The sequence below is a fragment of the Lysobacter sp. yr284 genome, from assembly GCF_900107375.1.
Classification (GTDB): Bacteria; Pseudomonadota; Gammaproteobacteria; order Xanthomonadales; family Xanthomonadaceae; genus Lysobacter.
The window spans coordinates 76,106-99,794 of the sequence record NZ_FNPT01000015.1; the positions used below are offsets into that span (position 1 = coordinate 76,106).

At 72.7% G+C, this 23,689-nt stretch carries 21 protein-coding genes; 13 read left to right on the plus strand and 8 right to left on the minus strand.

What is annotated here, in order from left to right:
- Positions 1-19: 19 nt before the first annotated feature.
- From BLV01_RS18775 to BLV01_RS18785, 3 genes are all read right to left on the minus strand, one after another.
- Positions 20-1,069 carry a potassium channel family protein gene (locus BLV01_RS18775; protein WP_091803411.1) on the minus strand — a complete coding sequence of 350 codons (1,050 nt, stop codon included), beginning with the start codon at positions 1,067-1,069 and terminating at the stop codon, positions 20-22.
- A 249-nt stretch (positions 1,070-1,318) separates the two neighbouring features.
- Complete coding sequence (locus BLV01_RS18780; RefSeq protein ID WP_091803414.1) at positions 1,319-2,083, minus strand: PspA/IM30 family protein; 765 nt, start codon at positions 2,081-2,083, stop codon at positions 1,319-1,321.
- Entirely contained in the window at positions 2,080-2,496 is a 417-nt protein-coding gene (locus BLV01_RS18785) for a YjfI family protein (RefSeq protein WP_175486109.1), read from the minus strand. Before BLV01_RS18785 ends, BLV01_RS18780 begins: the two co-directional genes overlap by 4 nt.
- Before the next feature lie 449 nt (positions 2,497-2,945).
- Between BLV01_RS18785 and BLV01_RS18790 the strand changes: the two genes are divergently transcribed.
- The 8 genes from BLV01_RS18790 to BLV01_RS18825 all read left to right on the plus strand — a co-directional run bounded on the left by BLV01_RS18790 (position 2,946) and on the right by BLV01_RS18825 (position 11,244).
- Positions 2,946-3,461, plus strand: a complete 516-nt coding sequence (locus BLV01_RS18790) for a c-type cytochrome (protein ID WP_091803420.1) — start codon at positions 2,946-2,948, stop codon at positions 3,459-3,461.
- A gap of 222 nt (positions 3,462-3,683) precedes the next feature.
- Positions 3,684-5,459, plus strand: coding sequence for an ExeM/NucH family extracellular endonuclease (locus BLV01_RS18795; RefSeq protein ID WP_091803423.1), 1,776 nt, complete (start codon positions 3,684-3,686; stop codon positions 5,457-5,459).
- A 260-nt stretch (positions 5,460-5,719) separates the two neighbouring features.
- Entirely contained in the window at positions 5,720-6,406 is a 687-nt protein-coding gene (locus BLV01_RS18800; RefSeq protein WP_091803426.1) for an alpha/beta hydrolase, read from the plus strand.
- Between the two features lie 17 nt (positions 6,407-6,423).
- Positions 6,424-7,476, plus strand: coding sequence for a lysozyme inhibitor LprI family protein (locus BLV01_RS18805; protein ID WP_091803429.1), 1,053 nt, complete (start codon positions 6,424-6,426; stop codon positions 7,474-7,476).
- Positions 7,473-8,585, plus strand: a complete 1,113-nt coding sequence (gene zapE / locus BLV01_RS18810) for a cell division protein ZapE (RefSeq protein ID WP_091803432.1) — start codon at positions 7,473-7,475, stop codon at positions 8,583-8,585. The genes BLV01_RS18805 and zapE overlap by 4 nt, the downstream gene beginning before the upstream one ends.
- A gap of 566 nt (positions 8,586-9,151) precedes the next feature.
- Positions 9,152-9,535, plus strand: coding sequence for an HU family DNA-binding protein (locus BLV01_RS18815; protein WP_057949797.1), 384 nt, complete (start codon positions 9,152-9,154; stop codon positions 9,533-9,535).
- 308 nt (positions 9,536-9,843) lie between these two features.
- Positions 9,844-10,113: a hypothetical protein gene (locus BLV01_RS18820; RefSeq protein WP_091803435.1), complete on the plus strand. Its 270-nt coding sequence runs from the start codon at positions 9,844-9,846 to the stop codon at positions 10,111-10,113.
- Positions 10,114-10,428: 315 nt separating this feature from the next.
- Positions 10,429-11,244 carry an aminoglycoside phosphotransferase family protein gene (locus BLV01_RS18825; RefSeq protein ID WP_091803439.1) on the plus strand — a complete coding sequence of 272 codons (816 nt, stop codon included), beginning with the start codon at positions 10,429-10,431 and terminating at the stop codon, positions 11,242-11,244.
- 143 nt (positions 11,245-11,387) lie between these two features.
- On the opposite strand, the gene BLV01_RS18830 is transcribed toward BLV01_RS18825, so the two are convergent.
- From BLV01_RS18830 to BLV01_RS26400, 3 genes are read right to left on the minus strand one after another with little or no spacing between them, the layout of a single operon-like run.
- A complete protein-coding gene (locus BLV01_RS18830; RefSeq protein ID WP_091803442.1) occupies positions 11,388-12,776 on the minus strand; it encodes an efflux transporter outer membrane subunit in 1,389 nt (462 codons plus the stop codon).
- On the minus strand, positions 12,773-14,116 hold the full coding sequence (locus tag BLV01_RS18835) for an HlyD family secretion protein (RefSeq protein WP_091803446.1): 1,344 nt from the start codon (positions 14,114-14,116) through the stop codon (positions 12,773-12,775). Before BLV01_RS18835 ends, BLV01_RS18830 begins: the two co-directional genes overlap by 4 nt.
- Positions 14,117-14,131: 15 nt before the next feature.
- A complete protein-coding gene (locus BLV01_RS26400; RefSeq protein ID WP_091803449.1) occupies positions 14,132-15,808 on the minus strand; it encodes an efflux MFS transporter permease in 1,677 nt (558 codons plus the stop codon).
- On the opposite strand from BLV01_RS26400, the gene BLV01_RS25670 reads away from it, so the two are divergent.
- The 4 genes from BLV01_RS25670 to BLV01_RS18855 all read left to right on the plus strand — a co-directional run bounded on the left by BLV01_RS25670 (position 15,807) and on the right by BLV01_RS18855 (position 19,370).
- Positions 15,807-16,160: a hypothetical protein gene (locus BLV01_RS25670; protein WP_139178857.1), complete on the plus strand. Its 354-nt coding sequence runs from the start codon at positions 15,807-15,809 to the stop codon at positions 16,158-16,160. The genes BLV01_RS26400 and BLV01_RS25670 overlap by 2 nt on opposite strands.
- A 193-nt stretch (positions 16,161-16,353) precedes the next feature.
- On the plus strand, positions 16,354-16,866 hold the full coding sequence (locus BLV01_RS18845; RefSeq protein ID WP_091803452.1) for a DUF2569 family protein: 513 nt from the start codon (positions 16,354-16,356) through the stop codon (positions 16,864-16,866).
- A 108-nt stretch (positions 16,867-16,974) separates the two neighbouring features.
- Positions 16,975-17,532: a DUF2569 family protein gene (locus BLV01_RS18850; RefSeq protein ID WP_175486111.1), complete on the plus strand. Its 558-nt coding sequence runs from the start codon at positions 16,975-16,977 to the stop codon at positions 17,530-17,532.
- Positions 17,533-17,639: 107 nt separating this feature from the next.
- Positions 17,640-19,370 (plus strand): serine hydrolase, encoded by a 1,731-nt coding sequence (locus tag BLV01_RS18855; protein WP_091803458.1) that lies wholly within the window; start codon positions 17,640-17,642, stop codon positions 19,368-19,370.
- 141 nt (positions 19,371-19,511) lie between these two features.
- Here the strand turns inward: BLV01_RS18855 and BLV01_RS18860 are convergent, their stop codons facing one another.
- Together BLV01_RS18860 and BLV01_RS18865 are read right to left on the minus strand one after the other, a co-directional pair.
- On the minus strand, positions 19,512-20,858 hold the full coding sequence (locus tag BLV01_RS18860) for an APC family permease (RefSeq protein ID WP_091803461.1): 1,347 nt from the start codon (positions 20,856-20,858) through the stop codon (positions 19,512-19,514).
- 615 nt (positions 20,859-21,473) lie between these two features.
- Entirely contained in the window at positions 21,474-22,349 is an 876-nt protein-coding gene (locus BLV01_RS18865) for a LysR family transcriptional regulator (protein WP_343124249.1), read from the minus strand.
- A gap of 207 nt (positions 22,350-22,556) precedes the next feature.
- Here BLV01_RS18865 and BLV01_RS18870 point away from each other — a divergent pair, with 207 nt between their 5' ends.
- The gene (locus tag BLV01_RS18870) at positions 22,557-23,558 is read left to right on the plus strand and encodes an aldo/keto reductase (protein WP_091803467.1); all 1,002 of its coding nucleotides are present in this window, start codon (positions 22,557-22,559) and stop codon (positions 23,556-23,558) included.
- Positions 23,559-23,689: the final 131 nt, after the last annotated feature.

Genomic DNA, 23,689 nt, shown 5'->3' on the forward strand with positions numbered 1-23,689 from the left:
GACCTCGTCTTCGGTGTGTTCAATCCGCCGCGAGCGAGGCCCACGGCAGGCGCGCGCCGTCGATGCGCGCGTCGGCAAGGTAATACAACAAGGTGCCCGGCGCGATCTGGGCATGATCGGGCGGATTCAGCACCGGCGCGCAGGTGCGGCCGTCGCGGTAGCCGATCCACAGCGCCGCCTCGTGGCGGAACGCCGCGGCCAGCCGGCCCGCGCGCACCGGCGCGGCGGCGGCCGGCACCTGCAAGCTGAATTGGGTCGGGCCGCCCGCGCCGAGCCATTCGCCGGCCACCAGCGAGCTGCCGGCGTCCTGGGCCGCGCGCGCGATCACGTCCACGTGCAGCGGCCGGGTGCACTCCACGTGCGGGTAGTGGCTGCGCACCAGCTGCGCCACCGCCTCGGAGCCGAAGTGGGCGACGATGTGCGCCGACGGCTTTTGCGCCATCACCGCGAACACCGCCGCCAGCGAGCGGTCGTCGTCGGCCGCGTGCACGATCACCCGCGCCGCGCCGGCCAGCGCGGCGCGCTCGTATTCGCCGCAATCGGCGTAGGAATCGACCGCGACGAAGCGGATCTGGTCCGGCAGCGGATTCTCGGCCAGGCCTTCGGCGACCAGCACGATGCCTTCGTCGTCGGTATGGGTGTCGGCCAGCAGCAACTGCACCAGCCGCTGCGATTCGCGGCCGTGCCAGCCGATCAGCACGGTGTGGCCGCGCATGTCTTCGTAGCTCATCTTGCCCATCTGATGGCGCCTCCAGAAATTGAGCAGGCCGGCGCTGGTCTTGGCCAGGATCGAGGCGAACAGGGCGATCGCGCCGGGCATCACGAACAACGCGGCGACCCAGCGCCCGGCCGCGCTGCCCGGCGACAGATCGCCGTAGCCGATGGTGCTGGCCGTGGTGACGTAGTAGTAGACGAAGGAATCCCAGCCCAGCAGCTTGGCTTCGCCGGCCGCGGCCAGCAGCAGCCAGGTGGCGCTCATGTGCACCGTCAGCGCGGTGGCGACCACGCCCCAGCTGATCCGGCGCAAATGCCCGCGCAGACTGCGGTAGAGCCTGTCCAGGACGATCATGGCGCGGGCCTGCGGCGTCGCATGCGCGGATTCGGCATCCTTTTTTCCTGGCGGCGGCGCTTCGTGCGCCGGTGTGTCGCTTCGAGCGTGGCGCGGGCGGCGGGCCTGCGCCCGAGGGCGGGCTTCGCCGCAACGGATTTGTCGCGGTCGCCTCCCGCGCAGCGCCTACATGGGCTACCGGTAGGAACTGCGCGGGAGGCGACCGCGAAAATCATGCGGCGGCGCGAGCGGTCCCGCGCCGCAAACGCCTCAGTCCTTGCGCTCGACCTTGTCGGTCTCGCGCACTTCCGCCGCCGGCAGCGACAGCGGCTCGTGGCTGAGCTGCTGCACCGGCTTCTCGCGGAAGCGCTCCAGGATGTTGTCGACGCTGGTGGATTCCGGCAGCAGGCCGGCCGCTTCCAGGCGCTTGTTCAGGTCGCCGTCGCCGGTCTCGGACTCCAGCTGCGCCGCCGCTTCCAGGCGCGCGCCGCGTTCGGCCTGGCGCTGCTGGATGCGCTCGAGCGAATCCAGCGCGGTGGTGACCTTGCCGTTGGCGCCGGAGTGGCGAGAGGCCACCGCGGTCTGCGCGCGCTGCACCGCTTCGGTGGCCTTGACCGTGTCGACCTGCTGCTTGACCCGCGCCAGCTTGCGCTCGGTGGCGGTGATCGCGGTCTTGAGCTGGGTGATGCTGGCATCAAAGCTGGCGATGGCCTGCTCGTCGTTCTTCAGGTCGGTCTCGACCGTGGCCAGGCGCTCGGCCACTTCGCGCGCGAGCTGCTCGTTGCCCTGGCGCAGGGCGCCGCCGATGTAGGCCTCGTACTCGGCCTTCTTGGCGAAACGGTCCTTGCTGCGGTTGGCCTGCAGCTGGCGCTGGGCCATGACCTTGGTCAGCTCTTCCTTGGACCGCGCCAGCTCGGTGCCGGCGTCGCGGATCTCCTGGTCGAGGATCTTCAGCGCGTTGGCGTCGACCACGGCCTGGCCGGCCTCGTGCGCGGTGCCGCGGAACAGGGTCAGGATTTTCTGCAGGATGCTCATGCGCTCACCAGGTAGGACTTGAGGGCTTCCACCGCGTCGATCGCGTTGTCGGCCAGGGTGCGGATTTCCAGCTCGATCTGCTCGGCGCTGGAGTCGGGCGCCATCTCGCCGAACACGATGTAGACATCGCGGTCGTTGATCGTGGTCAGGCCCAGGTTGGACAGCGGGTTGATCGGGTTCAGGCGCAGGCAGGCCTCGTTGAAGCCGTGCGCGTCGCGCACCTGGCCGGATTCGACCAGCGGGGTGGAAACGAAGATCTCGCGGTCGGTCAAGGCGATGGTGATGCCCAGGTCGCCGCTGTCGGGCAGGGTCACCTGGATCGCGGCGTCGGCGGTGGGCACTTCCTCGACGTTCTCGGCGCCGAAGGTGGCTTGCAGGCGGGTGATCAGTTCTTGCGTGGTCCAGCGCGACATAGGGCGGTCCTTGAGGGGGAATCCTTGAAATGAGGAACCAGGGCAGCGCGGCGCGTAGCGCCCGGATCGCGGGGCGCTGCGCGGGACGGCGCCGGGGGCGCCGCCGCGATCATCGTCCGTGACCGTGCTCATGGATCGGAAAGGTTATAGGGGCGGGCGCGGGCCGGCGCAAGGCGCACAAGTCGCCCGCGGCCGGCGCAAAGCCCGCAGCGGCGAGGGTTTGCGCGCCCCGGGCCGGGCCGCAAGCGACCGATCCGCGCAGAGCGAGCTTTGGGCTAAACTGTCCGGCGGAACTACCCGACCGGCATTCCCGGCCCGCGGTCCCGCCCAGGCGGCGGACGGCGGGTCCGTCGTGGGGCGGGTCCGTGCAGCGGTCGCGCCGAACCCCGGTGGCGGCCACGTCGATGGCTCGATGCGCCCCCGGGCGGGGCGCACGCAATAGGTGGACCGTGCGCAATTACGACCTGGAATTCCTGAAGAAATTCTCGATGGTGATCGGCTTCCTGATGCTGGTGACCCTCGGCCTGATGATCGCGGCCTACTTCGTCCACAAGCAGCTGCCGCAGGAAGTCGATCCGCGCGCGGCGCAGCGCACCGAGAACCGCATCGCCCCGACCGGCGCGGTCTACGCCGGCGCCACCGGCGCGGCGGCGCAGCAGGCGGCGGTCGCCGCGGCGGCGGCCAAGGCGGCCTCGCAGGTGGCCTACGGCGGCACCCTCGACGGCAAGGTGATCTTCGACAGCCTGTGCGCGGGCTGCCACAAGTCCGGCGCCGGCGGCGCCCCGACCCTGGACGCCTCGCACTGGGCGGCGCGCCTGCCCAAGGGCAAGGACACCCTGCACAAGCACGCCATCGAAGGCTTCACCGGCTCGACCGGGATCATGCCGGCCAAGGGCGGCAACCCGGCCCTGACCAACGAACAGGTCAGCGCCACGGTCGACTGGATGCTCGGCAACATCAAGTAAGCCGACGCCGCGAGCCGCCGCGCTCGCGCCGCCGCGAAAACGCCGCCTGCAGGCGGCGTTTTCGTTTCCGGCCCGGCGCCGGCAGGCCGCGGCGAGGGTCGCGCGCGGCGCTCCGCGCGCGCGACCGGCCCGGCCGGCACCTGCGTTGCCGCCACACGGCACACGACGGACCGCAACCGGGCTGCGGATAATGGCCGCTCCCTCCGCCCCGCCGAGCCCGCCATGACGCGCATCCGCCCCGCCCTCGCCTTCGCGCCCTGCCTGCTGCTGGCCGCCTGCGCCAGCGCGCCGCGCGCCGACCGCGCCGCGGCGCAGGCGCCGGTGCCGATCGGCTCGCTGCAGGCCCGCGGCGAAGCCGCCCAGGCGCGCGTGGCCGGCACCGTCACCGCCGCCCTGGCCGGCGCCGACGGCCAGCCGGGCTGGCTGCTGCAGGACGCCGGCGACGGCGACGCCACCACCTCCGACGCGATCTGGGTGCTCGGCCCGGCCGCGGCGGGGCTGGCGCCGGGCCAAAACGTGCAGGTGACCGGCCGGGTCCATCGCGCCGCGCTGCCGGCCGCCGGCAAGGGCGGCCGCGCCGCCAGCCTGCTGGCGATCGACGCCGAACGGGTCGAACCGCTGCGCGCGCGGGCGCGCCTGCGCCCGGTCGCGCCGGTCGCGGTGACCGCCGCGCCGGACTGGAACGCGCTGGCCGGCATGCGCGTGCGCATCGACGCGCCGCTGGTCCTGGCCGACCGCGACCGCGAGCGCGGCATCGTCGAGGTCGCCTTCGGCGGCCCGCTGTGGCAGCCGGGCGAACGCGCCGCGCCGGGCAGCGAGGCCGCGCGCGCGGTCGCCGCCGACAACCAGCGCCGGCGCCTGGCGCTCAGCGGCGAGGCGCTCGGCGAGGACGCCTATCGCGCCCGCAGCGGCAGCGCGGTCAGCGCGGTGGACGGCATCGCCCTGCCGCGCGGCGACGGCCCCGGCCTGCGCCTGGAGCGCGCGCCGGTGCTGCAGCCGGCGCCGCGCCCGCAACAGCCGCCGCGGGTCGACGGCGCGGTGCGCATCGCCGCGTTCAACCTGGAGAACCTGTTCAACGGCGACGGCCGCGGCGGCGGTTTCCCGACCCCGCGCGGCGCGCGCACCGAAGCCGAATTCCACGCCCAACTGGCCAAGCTGGTCGAGACCATCCACGCCATGAACCCCGACGTGGCCGCGCTGATGGAACTGGAGAACGACGGCTACGGCCCCGACTCCACCCTGGCGCAGCTGGTCGCCGCGCTCGACCGCGCCGACGCCGCCGCCGGCGGCGCCCAGGACTGGCGCTACGCCGCGCCGTGCAAGCAACCCTGCGCGCTCGAGGTGCGCGGCCCCGGCGACAACGCGATCCGGGTCGGCCTGATCTACCGCGGCCAGCGCGTGGCCGCGCGCGGCCTCGCCGCGACCCTGGAGCAGGGTCCGTTCGGCCCGCACTCGCGGGTGCCGCTGGCGCAGGCGTTCCAGGCGCTCGCCGCCGGCGGCCGGCGCGGCCCGGCGTTCGTGGTCGCGGCCAACCACTTCAAGTCCAAGGGCTGCCGCGACGCCGAAGGCGCCGACCGCGACCAGGGCGACGGCGCGGCCTGCTGGAACGCGCTGCGCAGCGATTCGGCGCGGCGCCTGGACGCGTGGCTGAAGACCGACCCGACCCGCAGCGGCGGCGCGCTGACGATGATCGTCGGCGACCTCAACGCCTACGCCCAGGAGCAACCGCTGCGCGAGCTGTACGCCGCCGGCTGGCAGGACGCGTTCGCCGCGGCCAAGGTCGCCTCGCCCTACAGCTATGTCTACGACGGCGAACTCGGCCGCCTCGACCACGCCCTGCTGTCGCCGGCGCTGGCCGCGACGCTGCGCGGCGCGGCCGAGTGGCACGTCAACGCCGACGAACCCGACAGCGCCGGCTACCGCAACGGCGGCACCGGGCCGTGGCGCAGCTCCGACCACGACCCGGTGCTGCTCGGCTTCGACCTGCTGCCGCGGTAAAAGGCGCGGCGATCGGCGCCGAACGCGTCGGGCCTGAAGGCCCTGCCACAAGAGCGCCGGCTTCGGCCGATACCCGGAGTCTTCGCGACCGCGTCGCTCTGTGGCAGGGCCTTCAGGCCCGACGCCTTTCGCGCCGATGCGACAACGCGGCCGGTTCCAGCGATGCGTATACCGTCGCCGCGATGTGCCTGCCTTGGCCGCCATCGCCGCGCACACGCCGCCGTAACACCCGCTCCGCCTCGCCCCGTATCATGCGCGGCATGAGCATCCCCGCCTTTCCCAGCGATGCGAGCGCCACGCTGACCCTGGCCGGCCCGGCCGGGGCGATCGAGGCCATCGTGGAAGCGCCCGAGGCGCCGCCGCGCCCGATCGTCGCCATCGTCTGCCACCCGCTGCCGACCGAGGGCGGGACCATGCACAACAAGGTCGTGACCATGGCCGCGCGCTCGCTGCGCGAATGCGGCGCGGCCACGGTGCGCTTCAACTTCCGCGGCGTCGGCCACTCCGAAGGCGAGTTCGACCAGGGCGAGGGCGAATGCGACGACCTGCGCGCGGTCGCTGCCTGGGTCCGCGCGCAACGCCCCGACGCGCAACTGTGGCTGGCCGGTTTCAGCTTCGGCGCCTACGTCTCGCTGCGCATGGCCGACGAACTGCAGCCCAAGCTGCTGATCTCGATCGCGCCGCCGGCCGGGCGCTGGGACTTCGACCGGATCGCGCCGCCGTCGGGCTATCCGTGGATCGTGATCCAGGGCGAAGCCGACGAGATCGTCGATCCCGAAGCGGTCTACGCCTGGATCGCCGACCTGCGCCAGGCGCCGGAACTGGTGCGCATGCCCGACACCTCGCACTTCTTCCATCGCCGCCTGATCGACCTGCGCGGCGCGATCAAGAACTCGGTGCGCCCGCACCTGCCGCCGGAAACCGGCGGCGCCGCGCCGCCCGCCTGACCCAGGACGCTTCCCCCATGCGCCTTTCCCCCCGCCTGGCGCTGCCGCTGGCCGCCGCGCTCGCCGCCGCCGCGTTGCCGGCCGCCGCCGCCGGCATCGACTGCGCCAAGGCCGCCAACCGCAACGAACAGGCGATCTGCGCCGACCCGCTGCTGCGCCAGCGCGACGGCGAACTCGACGCCGCCTACGCCGCCGCGCGCAAGGCCAGCGACTACCGCGGCGAACTCAAGAAGGACCAGCAGGCCTGGCTGCGCGAGCGCGACCGTTGCGACGGCCAGGTGCGCTGCCTGCGCATGGCCTATGTCGGCCGCCTGACCGAACTCAAGCCGGCCGCGGTGTCGGGCAAGTTCGACTGGGCCGGCGAGTGGACCCGCAGCGACGGCACCGCCACGCTGTCGCTCAAGCCGGCCGATCCGGACCATTACGAACTGGAACTGCAGGCCAGCTCCGGCGCCAACACCGGCCTGCTGTCCGGGCGCGCGCGCAAGGCCGGCGACGGCGAGATGAGCTTCAAGGGCCAGGGCGACAACGCCCGCTGCGAACTGACCTTCCACCGCTTCCACCGCCAGCTCCAGATCGAGCAGCAGCACACCGGCAGCGACTGCGGCGCCGGCATGGGCGTGTTCTTCAGCGGCCGCTACCTGCCCGGCCTGCCGGCGGCGGTGGCGACCACCCACTGGACCCTGCTCGACCTGGGCGTGGTGCTCAAGCCCGAGGACGACGCGCGCCTGCGCAGCCTGCTCGGCGACGACTACGACGCGCTGGTCGAGCGCATGGACGTCACCGACACCCGCAACGACGCCGAGCTCAAGGCCCAGGCCACCAGCGGCTACGTGCGCGGGGTGGCGGTGTACATGCGCGCGCTGCTGATCCAGGCCGACGACGGCCGCCAGTGGGTCGCCGTGCGCGGCGAAGACAAGCGCGGCCACGCCGAACTGCGCTACTACAGCTCCGATCCGGCCTGGACCGGCAAGCTGCCGGCGGCGGTGGACGCATGGGCCGACGGCTACCAGGAACAGGTGCCGGTGCGGGCGATGTCGGCCGGCGGCCGCGTGCTGGCGCAGCCATGAGCGCCCATCCCCAGGACGGCGCGGCGGCGCGCACGCCGTCGCAGGCCTACGCCGCCGGCGTCGCCCGCGGCGAATGGGGCGACGATCCGGCCCAGCATCCGGCGCTGCGCGAACTCGACCGGATCCAGCGCCAGCTCGTCGACGCGCCCGAACCGGGCCTGTTCGACCGCCTGCGCGGCAAGCCGCGCGAAGGCGTGCGCGGGCTGTACCTGTGGGGCGGCGTCGGCCGCGGCAAGACCTTCCTGATCGACCTGTTCTACGAGCAGCTGCCGATCGCGCAGAAACGCCGCACCCACTTCCACCGCTTCATGCGCGAGGTCCACGCCCAGTTGCGCGCGCACGCCGGCCAGAGCGACCCGCTGGCGCGGATCGCGCGCGAATGGCGCGACAGCCTGCGGGTGCTGGTGCTGGACGAGTTCTTCGTGATCGACATCGGCGACGCGATGCTGCTCGGGCGCCTGCTCGAGCGCCTGTTCGCCGAGGGCGTGACCCTGGTCACCACCTCCAACATCGACCCGCCCAACCTCTACGCCGACGGCCTGCAGCGCGACCGCTTCAAGCCGGCGATCGAACAGATCCAGGCCCATTGCCAGGTGCTGCTGCTCGACAGCCAGCAGGACTACCGGCTGCGCGCGCTGACCCGCTCGCCGGTGTACCGCGCGCCGCTGGACACCGGTTCCGAGGAGTGGCTGGCGGGTCGCTGGAAGGAACTGTCGGCCGGTTGCGCGCCGGAAACCGGGCCGCTGCGCATCGACGACCGCGACATCGCGGTGCGCGCGCGCGCCGACGGCCACGCCTGGTTCGACTTCGCCGCGCTGTGCGAAGGCCCGCGCGCGGCCAGCGACTACATCGAGATCGCCACCGAGTACCACACCGTGCTGCTCGGCGGCATCCCGCTGTTCGACGGCCGCAACGACGACCCGGCGCGGCGCTTCGTCAACCTGATCGACGAGTTCTACGACCGCCACGTCAACCTGGTGTGCACCGCCGCCGACGCGCCGACCGGGCTGTACCGCGGCGAGCGCCTGACCGGCGCGTTCGAGCGCACCGCCTCGCGCCTGATCGAGATGCAGTCGGCCGAATACCTGGCGCGCGAGCACCGCGGCTGACCGCCGCCGGCGCCGCCGCGCGCCGGCGATTCGGCCGCGCCCGCGCACGCTGCGCCGGTGAAGGCCGCGTGCACGCGCACCGCCGCACGCCGCGCCGATCCGCCCACGACGGCTGCGCCGCTTCGCCGCGCGAATGCGCCGAGTTGCAGCGCATTTCGCGCATCGGCGCGCAACCGTGCGCAACCGCGGCACCCTGCGCACGGACGAGCCCGCCCGCGACTGAATGCCGCCGCGCCGCGGGCGCGGCTGCGGCGCGAACGGCCCGGCCACGCGCGCGGCGCGCGCAAAGTTTCGCTGCGCCGCCGCACGAACCGCCGAAAACCCTGTTTTCAAGGGGTTTTGCGCGCACCGCGAAGGCCCGCGCGCGCGCCCGGATCGACGCCAAACCCCGAACGCGCCAGGGTTTTTTCCGTGCGCGCGGCCGCAACAGGGCGCGCGCGGCTGAAAAACCCGCATTTTTTTACGCCAAAGCTCTTGGCGACGCGGCGGGCTTGCCCTACATTCCGCCTTGCCGAGGGGTTAACCAGGCAACCCATCCATCCAACGCCGTACTACCGGAAAACACTATGGCTACGAAAAAGACCGCTGCAAAGAAGAAGGCCGCGCCGAAGGCCGCCGCCAAGACCGCCGCTCCCAAGCCGATCAAGGAAGTGCTGAGCAAGTCGGGCCTGGTCGCGCACCTGGCCGAAACCACCGGCGTCGTCGCCAAGGACGTTCGCTCGATCCTCGGCGCGCTGGAAGGCGCCGTGCACGCGTCGATCAACAAGAAAGGCGCCGGCGCGTTCACCCTGCCGGGCATCCTGAAGATCACCGCCGTCAGCGTCCCGGCCAAGCCCAAGCGCAAGGGCATCAACCCGTTCACCAAGGAAGAGCAGTGGTTCGCCGCCAAGCCGGCCACCGTCAAGGTGAAGGTGCGCCCGCTCAAGAAGCTCAAGGACGCCGCGCTCTGATCCTGCGGATGCGGCGCGCTTCGGCCCGCCGCATCGGCTGCTTCGCCGGACGCCGCCTTCGGGCGGCGTTCGTGTTTTCGGGGGTCGCGGCACGTGGCGAAGGGATAGAAAAGCGTCGCGCCTGAAGGCCCTGCCACCAGCGCGGCGCCGGCATCGGCTGCTGCGGGAGGGCCTTCAGGCCCGACGCTTTTCGCCCAGCGGCCAGGCTCCGGCCCGCGCGAAAAATGAATGCGCTGAAGTCGCGTCCATGGCGCTTTCCAGGCGCGTACGCCGTGGCATAGTGCGCGCATTCGCCTTGGAGCTCCGACGTGGACCCGATCAGCCTGGAAGACTTGGCTTTGCTGGACGTATTGCAACGCATCGACCAGGGCCATGCGCCGGGCGCTCATTCGCGCGCCCTGCACGAACGCCTGATCGACGCGGCCCTGGCCGAAATCGGCGAGGACGGCGCGCTGGTGCTCACCGACGCCGGCGTGGAGCGTTGCAAGTCGCTGCGCCACCGGGTCGCGGCGGATACGGAAGCGGCGCAGGTGCTCAAGGATCGCGAGGAAGCCGGGCAGGAAGCCGAAACGCCCTGACTTTGCGGCATCGGCTTTTTCGCTCGTCCATCGCCCAGGCGGCACCGCGCTGCCTGTAGAAGCGGCGCGCGCCGCGACCGCGGCGATCGAACCACCACGACGACAAGCGGCCGCGGCGGCAGCCGCCGTCGCAGCGTCGCGCGGATACGCCGGCTGCGGCGTCGTTGCGTTGTCGCGGCTTGCGCCGCTCCTGCAGGGGCAATCGCAACATCGTCGCGTGCGGGCACATAAAGACACATCTCGACGCGCGCGCGGCTCTTGCCCACGGCCGATTCGTCCCGATATCCGAAGTTCCGCCGCCACCGCCGTTCGCGCATGACGACGCCGTACGATCGACACCTCGCGCTGTGGCAACTCAGCGCCGACGGAGCGCCCATCCACACCCACAGCAGCGATTTGCTGCCGGTGCGCCATCGCGATCGCCCGGCGATGCTCAAGATCGCGCGCGAGGCCGAGGAGAAGCGCGGCGGGCTGTTGATGAATTGGTGGGACGGCGACGGCGCCGCGCACGTCTACGCCGACGACGGCGACGGCGCGCTGCTGCTCGAACGCGCCTGCGGGCCGCGTTCGCTGGTGCAGATGGCGCGCAACGGCCAGGACGAGGACGCCACGCGGATCCTGTGCGAGGCGATCGCGCGGCTGCACGCGCCGCGCCCGCAACCGCCGCCGGACGGGTTGGCGGGTTTGCGCGAATGGTTCGCCGACCTGCCGGTGTACGCGGCCAGCCACGGCGGCGTGCTGCGGCGCTGCTGGGAAGTCGCGCAGGAACTGCTCGACGACCCGCGCGAGGTGGTGCCGCTGCACGGCGACATCCACCACCAGAACGTCCTCGACGCCGGCCCGCAGCGCGGCTGGATCGCCATCGATCCCAAGCGGGTGATGGGCGAACGCGGGTTCGACTACGCCAACCTGTTCACCGATCCCGACGGCGAGACCGCGCTGGCGCCGGGCAATTTCGAGCGCCGGCTGGCGGTGGTGTGCGAACAGGCGCGGATCGAGCGGCGGCGGATGCTGCAGTGGATCGTCGCGTTCCAGGGCCTGTCGGCGGCGTGGTTCCTCAGCGATGCCGAGCAGCCGGACAAGGAGTTCGCGATCATCGGCAAGGCCTTGAACGAGCTGGATCGGGTTTGAGGGGTTCGGCGATTTGAGCGCAGAGCATCGGGCCTGAAGGCCCTCCCACAACAGCAAAGGCTCGGGCCACGACGGTGGGAAGCCGACTGCTGTTGTGGGAGGGCCTTCAGGCCCGATGCCGTTCGCTCAGATAGCCAGAAGATTCACTGCGCCGCCTCCCACCCGCCGCCGAGCGCCTTGTACAGGTTCACCTCCGCCGTCAGCGCATCGCCCTGCAACTGCAGCGCGGTCAGTTCCGCGTTGAACAGGTTGCGCTGCGCATCGAGTTCTTCCAGGTACGAGGCATAGCCCTCGTTGTAGCGGTTGTGGGCGATCCGCAACGCCTCGGCCAGCGCCTGCTGCTGTTGCACGGCCTGTTCGCGCTGTTCGCGCAGGTGCGCGATCGACGCCATCGCATCCTCGACTTCGGCGAACGCGGTCAGCACGGTCTTCTGGTAGCCCAGCACCGCCTGGTCGCGGCGCGCGGCGCTGGCGCGCACGCCGGCGCGCAGGCGGCCGGCGTTGAACAGCGGCGCCAGCACGCTGCCGCCGACGCTCCAGACCCGGATCGGGTCGCCGTGCAGCAGGCTCGATTCCAGGCTGCCGATCGAACCGGTCAGGCGCAGCGACGGCAGCAGCTGCGCGCGCGCGGCGGCGAGGTTGGCGTCGCTGGCGGCGATCTGCGCCTCGCCCTGGGCGATGTCGGGACGGCGCCGCAGCAGTTGCGAGGGCACGCCGGCCGCCGGCAGCGCGGGCGCGGCGATCTGCGCCAGCGGCCGGCCGCGTTCGATCGGCTGCGGCGCGCGGCCGAGCAACACCGACAGCGCGTCTTCCTGGCGCCGGATCGCCAGCGCCAGCTGCGGCACCACCTGCGCGGTGGCGCGGTACTCGGCCTGGGCCTGGGCCAGTTCCAGGCGCGAGGTGTAGCCGGTGTCGTAGCGGCGCTGGGCCAGCTTGAGCGCGTTCTCGCGCGAGGCCAGGGTGCGCCGGGCCACGTCCAGGCGCGCGTCGCTGGCGCGCAGGCCCAGGTAGCCGGAGGCCACCGCCGCGGCGATGCTCAGGCGCACGCTGTCGGCGCCGGTCTGGCTGGCGAGCAGGTTGGCGCGCGCCGCATCGGTCAGCGAACCCAGGCGGCCCCACAGATCGACTTCGTACGCCGCCTGGAACTGCGGCTGGCTCACGGTCGAGAGATTCGGCCGACCGGTCGCCGCACCGACGCTGCGCGCGCGGGCGGCGCTGCCGGCCAGGTCCAGGGTCGGCCATTGCTGGGCGCCCTGCGCGTCGAGCAGCGCGCGCGCCTCGGCCACGCGCGCGGCGGCCAGGCGCAGGTCGGTGTTGTGCTGCAGCGCGGTCTCGACCAACTGCGACAGCGCCGGATCGTTGTAGCCGCGCCACCAGTCGCGCTGCACCGCGATGCCGGCGCCGGGCGCGTCGCGCCAGGCCGCGGGCGGCGCGTCCAGCGTCGGCGCCGGGGCGACGCTGACGCAGGCGGCGAGCGTCGCCGTCGCCGCGGCGAGCGCGGCGGTGCGGGCGAGCGTGCGCAGCCGGCTCATCGGCTCGGCGCCGCGGCGGGCGCCGGCGCGCGCGGCGATGAAGCGCCGTCGTTCGACGATCCATCGCTCGAAGGCGGGCCGTTCGAAGGCAGGCCGCTCGAAGACGGGCCGCCCGCGGGCGTGCCGCTCGCAGGCCGGTCGGGCATCGGCGGATTCGGCGCCGCGCCCGGCGCAGGCGTCGCCGCCGCGCCGTCGTCGGCCTGCAGCGCCGGCACCGAGGCATCGCGCGCCGCATCCGCGGCCGCGGCCTGTTCGGCGCGGCGCACCGCGTCTTGGTCGATAGCGCTCGCGGTATCGACCGTGGCCTCCACCGACATGCCCGGGCGCAGGCGCGCGGCCAGCGCGCGCTCGGCCTCGTCGCGACCGGGTTCGAGCGCGATGCGCACCGGCAGGCGCTGCGCGACCTTGGTGAAGTTGCCGGTGGCGTTGTCGGTCTTGATCACGCTGAATTCCGAACCGGTGGCCGGCGACAGCCGCTCGACCCGGCCGCGCAGGGTCTTGCCGTCCAGCGCATCGACCCGGAACCACGCCGCTTGCCCGGGACGGATGCCGGCGGTCTGCGATTCCTTGAAGTTCGCCACCACCCACACCCGGTGCGGCACCAGTTGCATCAGCTGGGTGCCCGGAGTGACGTACTGGCCCAGGCGCACGCCGATCTCGCCGAGCTGGCCGTCCTGCGGCGCCAGGATGCGGGTGTTGGCCAGGTCGATTTCGGCCAGCTTGAGCGCGGCGCGCGCATTGGCCACCGCCGCGGTCAGCGCGTCGCGGTTGACGATCACCGAGCGCACGTCCTCGTCGGCCGAACGGCGCGCGGCCCGGGCCTGGCCCATCGACGCTTCGGCCTGGCGCAGGGCGGCGAGGGTCTGGTCGCGCTCGCGCTTGGACAAGGAACCGTCGCCGACCAGCGCCTCGGCGCGGCGCATGTCGGCCTGGGCGCGGGCGAGGTTGGCCTGGGCCGCGTTGAGCTGCGCCTCCACGTTCGCCACCGCGGCTTCGCGCACGCGCTGGGCCTGGGTCGAGTTGGACAGGTTGGCGTCCTGCGCGGCGAGGTTGGCGCGGGCCTGGTCGAGGCGCTGGCGGTAGTTGCGCGCGTCCAGTTCGACCAGCACCTGCCCGGCCTTGACCTGCATGTAGTCCTGCACCCGCACCTGGGCGACGTAGCCGTCGACCTTCGGCGCGATCACGGTGACGCTGCCGCGCACGTAGGCGTTCTCGGTGGTCTGGCGCGCGCTGGAGAACGGCCACAGCCGCCAGGCGTAGAGGATCACCAGCACCGCCAGCAGCGCGATCAGCAGCGCCGGGATGGTGGCCTTGGATTTGAAGGGCGTCTTCAGGGGCATGGGGCGTCCTTCGGGTCAGGAGCGAGCGGGAACGGGGGCCGAAGCGGCGGGGCTCGGCGGCGATTGCAGCGCAGCCGGCGTCGCCGCGGCGTCGCGGCCGGGCGCCGGCGCCGGCGCGGCGGCGGGCGGGCCGAACGGGCCGGGCACCTGCGAGGCGAAGCTCACCACGGTATGGCCGCGCCGCCACAGCTGCCACTTCAGCAGCAGCACCCACAGCAGCACCGCCGCGGCCAGCCAGGCCACCGCCAGGAACACGTCGTTGTAGGCCAGCACCCACGACTCGCGCACGACCTGCTGGTTGAACGAAACCAGCCCCTGGTTGCCGCGCGCCGCGGTATCGCCGAGCACCCGCGCGACCGCGCCGCCGAGCTGCTGGGTGCGCAGCGCCACCTGCGGGTCGGCGAGCGTGGCCTGCTGCATCAGGTGCTGGTAGTGCGCGGTCTGGCGCTGGGCCAGGTAGGTGCCCAGCACCGCCGAGCCGAGCAGGCCGCCGAGCGCGTTGGTAGTGCTGAACAAGACGATGAAGGTGACCAGGTTGCGCAGCCCGTCGGCGACCACGCGCACCAGCGCCAGCAGGATCGAGGAGGCCAGGAACATCGAGGCCGCCATCGCGATCAGGGTCTGGGTGAGATAGAAGTTCTCCGGCCGGGTCAGGTTGGTGGCATGCGAATCGACATACGCGCAGACCCCGACGATGGCCACCGCGAGCAGCCCGAGCAGGTCGAAGCGCTGCTTCGGCAGGAACAGCAGCGTCACCACGAAGCCGGCCACCGTGCCCAGCAGCACCAGCCAGAACAGCGTGTGCATCTGTTCGTTGAGCAGGCCCAGCACGTTGAGCAGGCCGACCGCGCCGACCGACTGCTCCGACAGCACCATGCGCGAGAGCGTGATCGCCAGCCCCAGCCGCACCATGTAGCCGCCGTGCAGCAGCCAGCGCAGGTTGACCATGGGCTTGGCGCGGTTGATCTCGACGATCACGAACAAGCCCGCGCACACCGCCGCGGCGACCAGGCACTGGCCCAGCCACGGCGTGTCCAGCCACCAGCGCAGCCGGCCCTGGGTCAGGACCACGGTGACCAGGGCGATGGCGCTGGCGTAGAGCGGGAAGCTGACGATGTCGAGGCCGTCGAACATCGGCTGGCGCGGCACCGGGGTGACCCGCAGCAGGTTGATCGCGGCGAAGCAGGCCAGCGCCAGGCCCAGTTCGAACATCACCACGCCGTGCCACTGGCCGTGCAGGAACAGGCCCTCGGCGATGATCCGCGACACCGGCGCGCCGGTCTGCAGCGCGGCGAAGCCGAACATCAGGCCGATCACCTTCTTCGGGCCGCTGAAGACCTCGGCCATGTACAGCACGGTCAGCGAGCTCAGCGGCGCGGCGGCGATGCCGAGCGCGGCGCGCGCGGCGATCGCCGAGCTGAGGTCGTTGGCGACCAGGTGCACCACCGCGGCGACCACGAACAGGCCGATGGCGAGGTCGGCGAACAGGCGCAGGCCGTAGTGCAGGCGGAACTTGGTCAGCAGCAGGCTGGCCGGGATGTTGGTGGCGAAGTAGGCGGTCAGCAGCCACGCGCCCTCGGCCGTGGTCGCGCCGAGCGCGCCCTGCACCTGCGGCAGGTTGGAGGCGACCAGGTTCATGCCCAGGCTCTGGGTCAGCCCGAGCAGCAGCGAGATCGCCACGAACGCGGCCATGCGCCAGCGCGGCATCGGCGCCGGCGCGGCCGGCGGACCGGCCGGCGGCGGCGGAGCGCCGGCGCCCGCATCCGAACCGGGCGGGCGCGGCGGCGCGGCGGCGGGCGCACGTGGCGCGCTCGCTGCAGGCGGGTTGCCCGCAGGCGCGCTCGCCGCTGCAGGCGCGGGCGATCCAGGCACGGAGGAACCGGACACGGGCGCGGGCGGCGCGGACGCGGCTCGCGCGGACGCGGCATTCGGCGAAGACGGCGCGGCGGCGCCCGGAACGGAAGGGTCGGACAAGGCGGTGGCGGCGGTGCTGGCCATGTGCAGGCGCGCGGCTCCCGCTGGCGTTGACGTTGCGATGGATTAGTAGGCAACGCCGGGCGGTCAACGATCAAGCGCGCGCGAGGCGGCTGGGCTGTCCGTTCGAGTCGCTTTCCCCTGCCCGCGTATGTTGCGATTCCTGCGTCGCGGGGATGTGACGAACCGCGCGGACGGCTATCCTGCCGCGGCGATGGATATCGCCGCGGCATACGCGGCACGGCACGGGGAGCGAGAACGCGATGGACCAGGACGATCCGTATCGGCGCACGCCCGCACCCGCCGCGGACCGGGCGCCGAACCCTTACGGCGAACGCGACGCACGCGGCCCCGAGGGGCTGGGCGGCTGGCTGATCGCGGTCGCCGCGATCCTGGGCCTGTCGGCGGCGTTCGCGATTCTCAGCCTCGGCCTTGCCGTGTTCGGCGGCGCCCTCTCCAGCGACGTGCCGTCCCGATACCTGGGCTACGTGCAAGCGCGCGTCGCCGTCGATGCGGTGCTGCTGCCGCTCGCGCTCGCCGCGCTGGCGCTGTTCTGGCGCAGGTCGCCGTGGTTCCCGCGCGCGTTCGTCGCCTGGGCGGCGGTGGCCGCGCTCGGCAAGGGGGTGCGGCCGTGGATGATGGCCATGACCGGCGAGCTCAGCATGGTCATGGCCCTGGCGACGCCGTTGCTGTGGGCGCTGTTCTGGTACGGCCCGTGGATCGTCTACGCGTTGCGCTCGCGCCGGGTCCGCAACACCTTCGCCGCGCGCCGCTGAGCGTCGCCGCGGGCGGATGCGCCGCGGCCGGCGATGGCGCTATCGTGGCGGCGCGGCCGCCGCCGGGTTCCAGCAGGGGCCGGCGCCGCCGCGCACGGGGGAGCAAGCATGCACGACGAGGATCCGTACCGCCGCGAACCGGCCGCGCCGGCCGCGCGCGGCCCGCTGCAGCTCGGCGATGCGCCGCTGCAGTTCCGCAGCGACCGCAGCGAGCGCAACCGCGGCGCGGTAGGCCGCGGCGGCTGGCTGATCGCGGTGGCGGCGATGATGGTCTGGTCGCTGCTGTTCGCCATGGCCAACGCCGGCGGCATGGCCGCGCTGCTGGCCTCGCCCGAGGTCGCCGCCGCGACCGACGGGGCCAAGGCCGGCGCCTTGCGCTTCTATCTAACCGTCAGCGGCGCGATGTTCGTGTTCAACCTCGTCGCCCTGGCGCTGTATGCGATCAAGTCGGCGTGGTTCCCGCGCATCTATCTCGCCTGGCTCGGTACCGACCTGGTCCTGGTCTCGATCGCGACCGGCCTGCTGTCGCAGGCCAGCGGCGGCGGCTTCGCCGGCGTCGCCGCCGTCGCGCTGATCGGCCGGGTGTTGTTCTGGAACGGTCCGTGGATGGCCTACATCGTCATGTCCGAGCGGGTGAGGAACACCTTCGCCGCCCGGCGCGCCTGAGCGCGGCCGCGCGAGCGCCGCGCGCCTGCGTGACTTCCGCCACGCAGGCCGGACGCGCGCGCTGCCTATAGTGCACGGCCCTCGCTCCGCATCCGCAAGGACACGCCATGCACGTTCTGCGCCCCCTCGCCGTCACGCTGGCGCTGACCGTGGCGAGCTTCGCGACGCTCGCCGCGCCCGCTACGCCGCTCGTCGTCGCGGCGCCGGCCGCAACGCCGGCGACGCTGGAAGCCGGCACCGACGCGATCTTCGCCCGCTGGAACCGCAGCGACAGCCCCGGCTGCGGCGTAGCGGTGTTCCGCGACGGCGCGATCGCGCTGCAGAAGGGCTACGGCCAGGCCAACCTGGAGCTGGGCGTGCCGATCGGCGCGGACACCGTGTTCGACATCGGCTCGACCTCCAAGCAGTTCACCGCCGCCGCGCTGCTGTTGCTGGAGCGCGACGGCAAGCTCTCGCTCGACGACGACGTGCGCACGTACGTACCCGAGCTGCCCGACTACGGCCAGGCCATCAGCCTGCGTCAGTTGCTGCAGCACACCAGCGGCCTGCGCGATTATCTGGAAGTGCAGCTGCTGGCCGGCGTCGCCTACGACGACTACAGCAGCGACCGCCAGACCCTGGAACTGCTGTCGAAGCAGAAGGCGCTGAACTTCGCCCCGGGCAGCGAGTTCGTCTACAGCAACACCGGCTATTTCCTCGCCGCCGAGATCGTCAAGCGCGTGTCCGGCAAGCCGCTGGCGCAGTTCGCGCGCGAACGCATCTTCGAACCGCTGGGCATGCGCGACACCCTGTTCCGCGACGACCACACCCTGCCGGTGCGCGGCCGCGCCAGCGCCTACGCCCGCGCCGAGGGCGCCGCCGGCCAGGCGCCGGCCGGCATCGCCCGTTTCCGCATCGACATGCCCAACTGGGACCAGGTCGGCGACGGCGCGGTGCTGAGCACGCTGGCCGACCTGCAGCGCTGGGACGAGAACTTCTACCGCCCCACCGTCGGCGACGCCGAATTCCTCGCCCGCCTGCAGCAGCCGGGGCGGCTCGCCGACGGCACGCCGCTGGACTACGCGCTGGGCCTGTTCGTGGATACCCACCGCGGGCTCAAGACGGTTTCCCACGACGGCGCCTGGGGCGGTTATCGCGCCCAGCTGCTGCGTTTCCCGGAGCGGCACCTGTCGGTGGCGACGCTGTGCAATCTCGGTTCGACCGACCCCGACAACCTCGCCTTGCAGGTCGCCGACCTGTGGCTGGGCCTGCCGCCGGAACCGGCCACGCAGCGCCCGCAACGCCCGCAACGCCCGAGCGTGGACACGCCGGCGGCGGCGATGCAGCGGTGGGCCGGGGTGTACCGCAATCCCGCCACCGGCAGCCTGCGCCGGATCGAATGGGACGACGGCACGCTGTCGCTGCACGCGTTCGGCGACACCTATGCGATGCGGCCGGTCGGCAAGGACGAGTTCGAGGTCGACGGCGGCCCGGTGGCCGCGCTGTCGTTCCGCGATCCCGGCCGCGGCCGGCCGCGCGTGGCGGTGCAGCTCGCCGGCGGCAAGCGCACCGAGTTCCCCGAACTGCAGGTGGCCAAACCCGACGCCGCGGCCCTGGCCGGCTACGCCGGCGATTACCGCTGCGACGAACTGGGCCGCGATTACCGCTTCAGCGTGATCGACGGCGCCCTGCACCGGGACGACTCGCGGACCGAACCGGCGCGGCTGCAGCCGCTGGAACGCGACCGCTTCCTGCAGGGTTCGCTGAGCTTTCGCTTCCAGCGCGATGCGGCCGGCGCCATCGACGGCGTGTCGATGGACGTGGGCCGGGTACGCGACCTGCGCTGCCAGCGCCGCTGACGCTCGCGGTCAAAGACTCATCGCGCCGGAAACCGCAGCCGCGGTTGTTGTGGGAGGGGCTTCAGCCCCGACGCTCTTGTGCCAGATAGCGCCGACCCGAGCGCAAAGCGTCGGGCCTGAAGGCCCTCCCACACCGCTCCTTCAACCCCCGGCCGCGCCGCGCCGGCGCAGCGCCAGCACCGCGTACACGGCCACCAAGGCCAGCAGCGACACCGCGATCGCCAGCCACTGCGCCGCGCTCATCGTCGCCAGAATCGCCGCCATCACCGCCACCGCCAGCAACGGCATCGGCCAGGCGCCGCCGGGCAGGCGGAACGGCTCGCCGGGGCCGCGCAGGTCGCGCGCCTGCGCGCGCCAGGCGGCGACCGCGACCGCGGCGAACAACAGGCAGATCGCGCCGCCGGAAATCAGCGCCAGGGTCTCGAAGTTGCCGATCAGCGCCAGCGCCAGGGCGATGCCGGCGTGGGCCAGCAGCGCGGTGCGCGGGACGTGGTGGCGCGCATCGACCCGGCCGAACGCGGCCGGCAGGTAGCCGTCGCGGCCCAGCGCGAACAACAGCCGCGACGACGAGAACAGGTTGCCCATCAGGAACCCGGCCATCGACACCGCGGCGGTGGCCAGCAGCACGCCGTGCGCCGGCGCCCACAACGCGCCGGCGGCGTCGGCCACCGGTGCACCGCTGCCGGCCAGGCGCGCGCCGAGCAGGCCCTGGCAGGCGACCTGGATGCCGATGTACAGCAGCACCACCAGCACGATCGCCGACAAGGTCGCGCGCGGCACGTGGCGGGCGGGATCGCGCACCTCGCCGGTCGGCACCAGCGCGGTCTCCATGCCCGAGTAGGCGAACACCACCAGCACCATCGACGAACCCAGCGCGCTCCACGACGGCCACGCGCCGAAGCCGACCTGGTTCCAGTCCACGAACGCCAGGCCGACGCCGGCCAACAGAAACAGCGGCGCGAGCTTGAGCGTGGCCAGCAGCACGATCGCGCGCGCGCCCAACCTGACCCCGAACGCGTTGAGCGCGAACAGCGCGGCATACACCGCGGCGACGAACGCCGCGCGCGGCAGCGGCTCGCGCAGCGCCGCCCAGGCGTTGCCGGCCTGCTCGGCCAGGGCCGCGGCGACGCCGGCGCTGGAGGCGGTGTTGCACACCCACATCAGCGCGCCGGCGAGGAACCCGGCGAACGGCCCGAACGCCGCGCCGACGAAGGTGTACGGCCCGCCGGTGGCGGCGGCGCGGCTGCCGACCGCGGCGAAGCACAGCGCGATCGGCACGATCGCCAGCGCCCCGGCCACGAACACCAGCGGCGCGCCGGCGCCCAGGCGCCCGTACAACAGCGCCGGCAGCATGAAGATGCCGGCGCCAACGATGATGTTGACGATCGACGCGCCGAGCTGGAACGGCCCGAGCGCGCGCACCAGCGCGGCGTCGCCGTGCAGCGGTTCGGACCCGGTTCGTGCGGCGGCGGACACGGCATCGTTCATGACGGCTCCCCAGCGATCCGCCGCAGCCTCGCACGCGCCGCGGGGAAATGCGAGGGATCCGCGTCGCAGCCTTGTTCCCGATCACCGGGAACCGCGCGACCTGCCTGTAGGAGCGGCGCGAGCCGCGACCGCGACACCGCGCTTGCGGCGCGATCGGCTACCCCGCGGTCGCAGCTTGCGCAGCGCCTACAGTCGCTGCGTTGCGACTTCCCCGCCAACGAAAAGCCACGCGATCTACCTGTAGGAGCGGCGCAAGCCGCGACCGCGATACCACGCTTACGTCGCGACCGGCCGCCCCGCAGTCGCAGCTTGCGCAGCTCCTACAGTCGCTGCGTTGCGACTTCCCCGCCGACGAAAAAGTCCCGCGATCTCCTGTAGGAGCGGCGCAAGCCGCGACCGCGACACCGCGCTTGCGGCGCGACCGGCTACCCCGCGGTCGCAGCTTGCGCAGCTCCCACAGTCGCTGCGTTGCAACTTCCCCGCCGACGAAAAGTCCCGCGATCTGCCTGTAGGAGCGGCGCAAGCCGCAACCGCGACACCGCGCTTGCGGCGCGACCGGCTACCCCGCGGTCGCTGCGTTGCAGCGTTCGCGTCGGCGAAGATTCGCGCCAACCGCTAGTCCCACGTCTGCGCGCGCAGAAAATCCACGAACACCCGCAGCTTCATCGGCAGCTGCTTGCGCGCCGGGTAGTAGATGTGGAATCCCGGAAACGGCGGCAGCCACTGCGACAACACCTCGATCAGCCGGCCTGCGCGCAGGTCGGCGCGCGCCGACGGTTCGAACACCTGCGCCAGGCCCAGCCCCGCGCGCGCCGCCGACAGGATGTGCGAGCCTTCGTTGAGGATCAGCCGGCCCTGCACTTCGACGTCGAAATCGCGGCCGTCGCGGCTGAACTCGTAGGGGTACAGGCGCCGCGCGCCGGGCAGGCGCAGGCGGATGCAGTCGTGCCCGGCCAGGTCCTGTGGCGCGTGCGGCCGCGGGTAGCGTTCGAAGTACGCCGGCGAGCCGACGATCACCTGCCGCTGCGGCCCGCCGAACGGCAGCGCGACCATGTCGCGGGCCAGGCTCTCGCCGAGGCGGATGCCGGCGTCGAAGCCTTCGCCGACCAGGTCGGCCAGGGTGTCGTCGGCGAACAGTTCCACCTCCAGCTCCGGGTACAGCGCCATGAACGCCGGCAGCTTCGGCTCGATCATGATCCGCAGCGCGGTGCGGCCGACGTTGATGCGCAGCCGGCCGGTGGGGCGGTGGCGGACCTCGTCGAGATCGTCGAACGCGGCCTGGATCTGCGCCAGTCCGGGCTGGATGCGTTCGAGGAAGCGCGCCCCGTGCTCGGTCAGCGCCACCTGCCGGGTGGTGCGGTTGAGCAGGCGCACGCCGAGCTTGGTTTCCAGGGCGCGCACGCTCTGCGACAGGGCCGAGGGCGAGACCTCCAGCTCGGCGGCGGCGCGGGTGAAGCTGCCGAAGTGGGCGACCCGGGCGAAGCCGAGCACGGCGGGCAGGGGATGGGCGGCGATGGCGGCGGCTCCGGCGGGACCTGCGACCGATTATGAAGAATATCTTCATGACGCATGAGGACTAAGCCGGTTTTTCGCGCAATGGCACGGGCCTACAGTGCCTGCACGCCCTCCCGGGCGCCGCGGCGGCCCCCCACCCGCCGCGCCCCGCCTCTCCCCCCCCGATCACGGAGAACTCGCGCAATGACTACGCTTCCGACCCGCCGCCTCGGCCGCAACGGCCCCACCGTCTCCGCGCTCGGCCTGGGCTGCATGGGCATGAGCTTCGCCTACGGCGCCGCCGACCAGGGCGAATCGCTGGCCACGCTGGAACGCGCCCTGGAGCGCGGCATGAGCTTCCTCGACACCGCCGACATCTACGGCCCGCACACCAACGAAGAACTGCTCGGCGGCTTCCTGCAGGGCCGTCGCGAGCAGGTGTTCCTGGCGACCAAGTTCGGCTTCGTGACCGACCCGGCCAACCCCGGCGCGCGCACCGTCAGCGGCCGTCCCGAGTACGTGCGCAGCGCGGTCGAGGGCAGCCTCAAGCGCCTGCGCACCGACCGCATCGACCTGTACTACCAGCACCGGGTCGATCCGAACGTGCCGATCGAGGACACCGTCGGCGCGATGGCCGAGCTGGTGGCGCAGGGCAAGGTGCGTTACCTCGGCCTGTCCGAGCCGTCCGCGCAGACCCTCGAACGCGCCCAGGCAGTGCATCCGATCGCCGCGGTGCAGAGCGAATACTCGCTGTGGACGCGCGATCCGGAACGCAACGGCGTGCTGGAGACCTGCGCGCGCCTGGGCGTGGGCTTCGTGCCCTACAGCCCGCTCGGCCGCGGCTTCCTGACCGGCGCGATCACCGACACCGGCAGCCTCAGCCGCGACGACTTCCGCCTCAGCACGCCGCGCTTCCAGGGCGACAACTTCGCCCGCAACCTCGAACTGGCGCAGCAGGCCCGGGACCTCGCCGCGGCCAAGGGCTGCACGCCGGCGCAGTTGGCGCTGGCCTGGGTGCTGGCGCAGGGCGAGCACATCGTGCCGATCCCCGGCACCAAGCGGCGCAAGTACCTCGACGACAACCTCGGCGCGGTCGAAGTGACGCTCTCGGCCGACGAGCTGGCCCGCCTGGACGCGGTGTTCGCGCCCGGCGCGGCGGCGGGCGAGCGCTACACCGAAGCGGGCATGGCGATGATCGGTCGCTGAGCCGCGCGCGCGGGACGCGGCGGCGACGCCGCGTCCCGTTTTTTATGCGGGTCGCGGTTGCGGCGCGACCGGTCGCTGCGCGGTCGCGACTCGCGTCGCTCCTACAGGGCGCGATGCCGCAACGCAGCGAC

Bases quoted from the DNA above. Each gene is read 5' to 3' on its own strand.
- BLV01_RS18855 (WP_091803458.1), top strand. From the start codon at position 17,640: ATGCACGTTCTGCGCCCCCTCGCCGTCACGCTGGCGCTGACCGTGGCG.
- BLV01_RS18795 (WP_091803423.1), top strand. From the start codon at position 3,684: ATGACGCGCATCCGCCCCGCCCTCGCCTTCGCGCCCTGCCTGCTGCTG.
- BLV01_RS26400 (WP_091803449.1), bottom strand. From the start codon at position 15,808: ATGGCCGCGTTCGTGGCGATCTCGCTGCTGCTCGGGCTGACCCAGAGC.
- BLV01_RS18845 (WP_091803452.1), top strand. From the start codon at position 16,354: ATGGACCAGGACGATCCGTATCGGCGCACGCCCGCACCCGCCGCGGAC.
- BLV01_RS18860 (WP_091803461.1), bottom strand. From the start codon at position 20,858: ATGAACGATGCCGTGTCCGCCGCCGCACGAACCGGGTCCGAACCGCTG.
- BLV01_RS18830 (WP_091803442.1), bottom strand. From the start codon at position 12,776: ATGAGCCGGCTGCGCACGCTCGCCCGCACCGCCGCGCTCGCCGCGGCG.
- BLV01_RS18870 (WP_091803467.1), top strand. From the start codon at position 22,557: ATGACTACGCTTCCGACCCGCCGCCTCGGCCGCAACGGCCCCACCGTC.
- BLV01_RS25670 (WP_139178857.1), top strand. From the start codon at position 15,807: ATGCGCCAGCGCGGCATCGGCGCCGGCGCGGCCGGCGGACCGGCCGGC.
- BLV01_RS18815 (WP_057949797.1), top strand. From the start codon at position 9,152: ATGGCTACGAAAAAGACCGCTGCAAAGAAGAAGGCCGCGCCGAAGGCC.
- BLV01_RS18785 (WP_175486109.1), bottom strand. From the start codon at position 2,496: ATGTCGCGCTGGACCACGCAAGAACTGATCACCCGCCTGCAAGCCACC.
- BLV01_RS18775 (WP_091803411.1), bottom strand. From the start codon at position 1,069: ATGATCGTCCTGGACAGGCTCTACCGCAGTCTGCGCGGGCATTTGCGC.
- BLV01_RS18850 (WP_175486111.1), top strand. From the start codon at position 16,975: ATGCACGACGAGGATCCGTACCGCCGCGAACCGGCCGCGCCGGCCGCG.
- BLV01_RS18825 (WP_091803439.1), top strand. From the start codon at position 10,429: ATGACGACGCCGTACGATCGACACCTCGCGCTGTGGCAACTCAGCGCC.
- BLV01_RS18835 (WP_091803446.1), bottom strand. From the start codon at position 14,116: ATGCCCCTGAAGACGCCCTTCAAATCCAAGGCCACCATCCCGGCGCTG.
- BLV01_RS18780 (WP_091803414.1), bottom strand. From the start codon at position 2,083: ATGAGCATCCTGCAGAAAATCCTGACCCTGTTCCGCGGCACCGCGCAC.
- BLV01_RS18805 (WP_091803429.1), top strand. From the start codon at position 6,424: ATGCGCCTTTCCCCCCGCCTGGCGCTGCCGCTGGCCGCCGCGCTCGCC.
- zapE (WP_091803432.1), top strand. From the start codon at position 7,473: ATGAGCGCCCATCCCCAGGACGGCGCGGCGGCGCGCACGCCGTCGCAG.
- BLV01_RS18800 (WP_091803426.1), top strand. From the start codon at position 5,720: ATGAGCATCCCCGCCTTTCCCAGCGATGCGAGCGCCACGCTGACCCTG.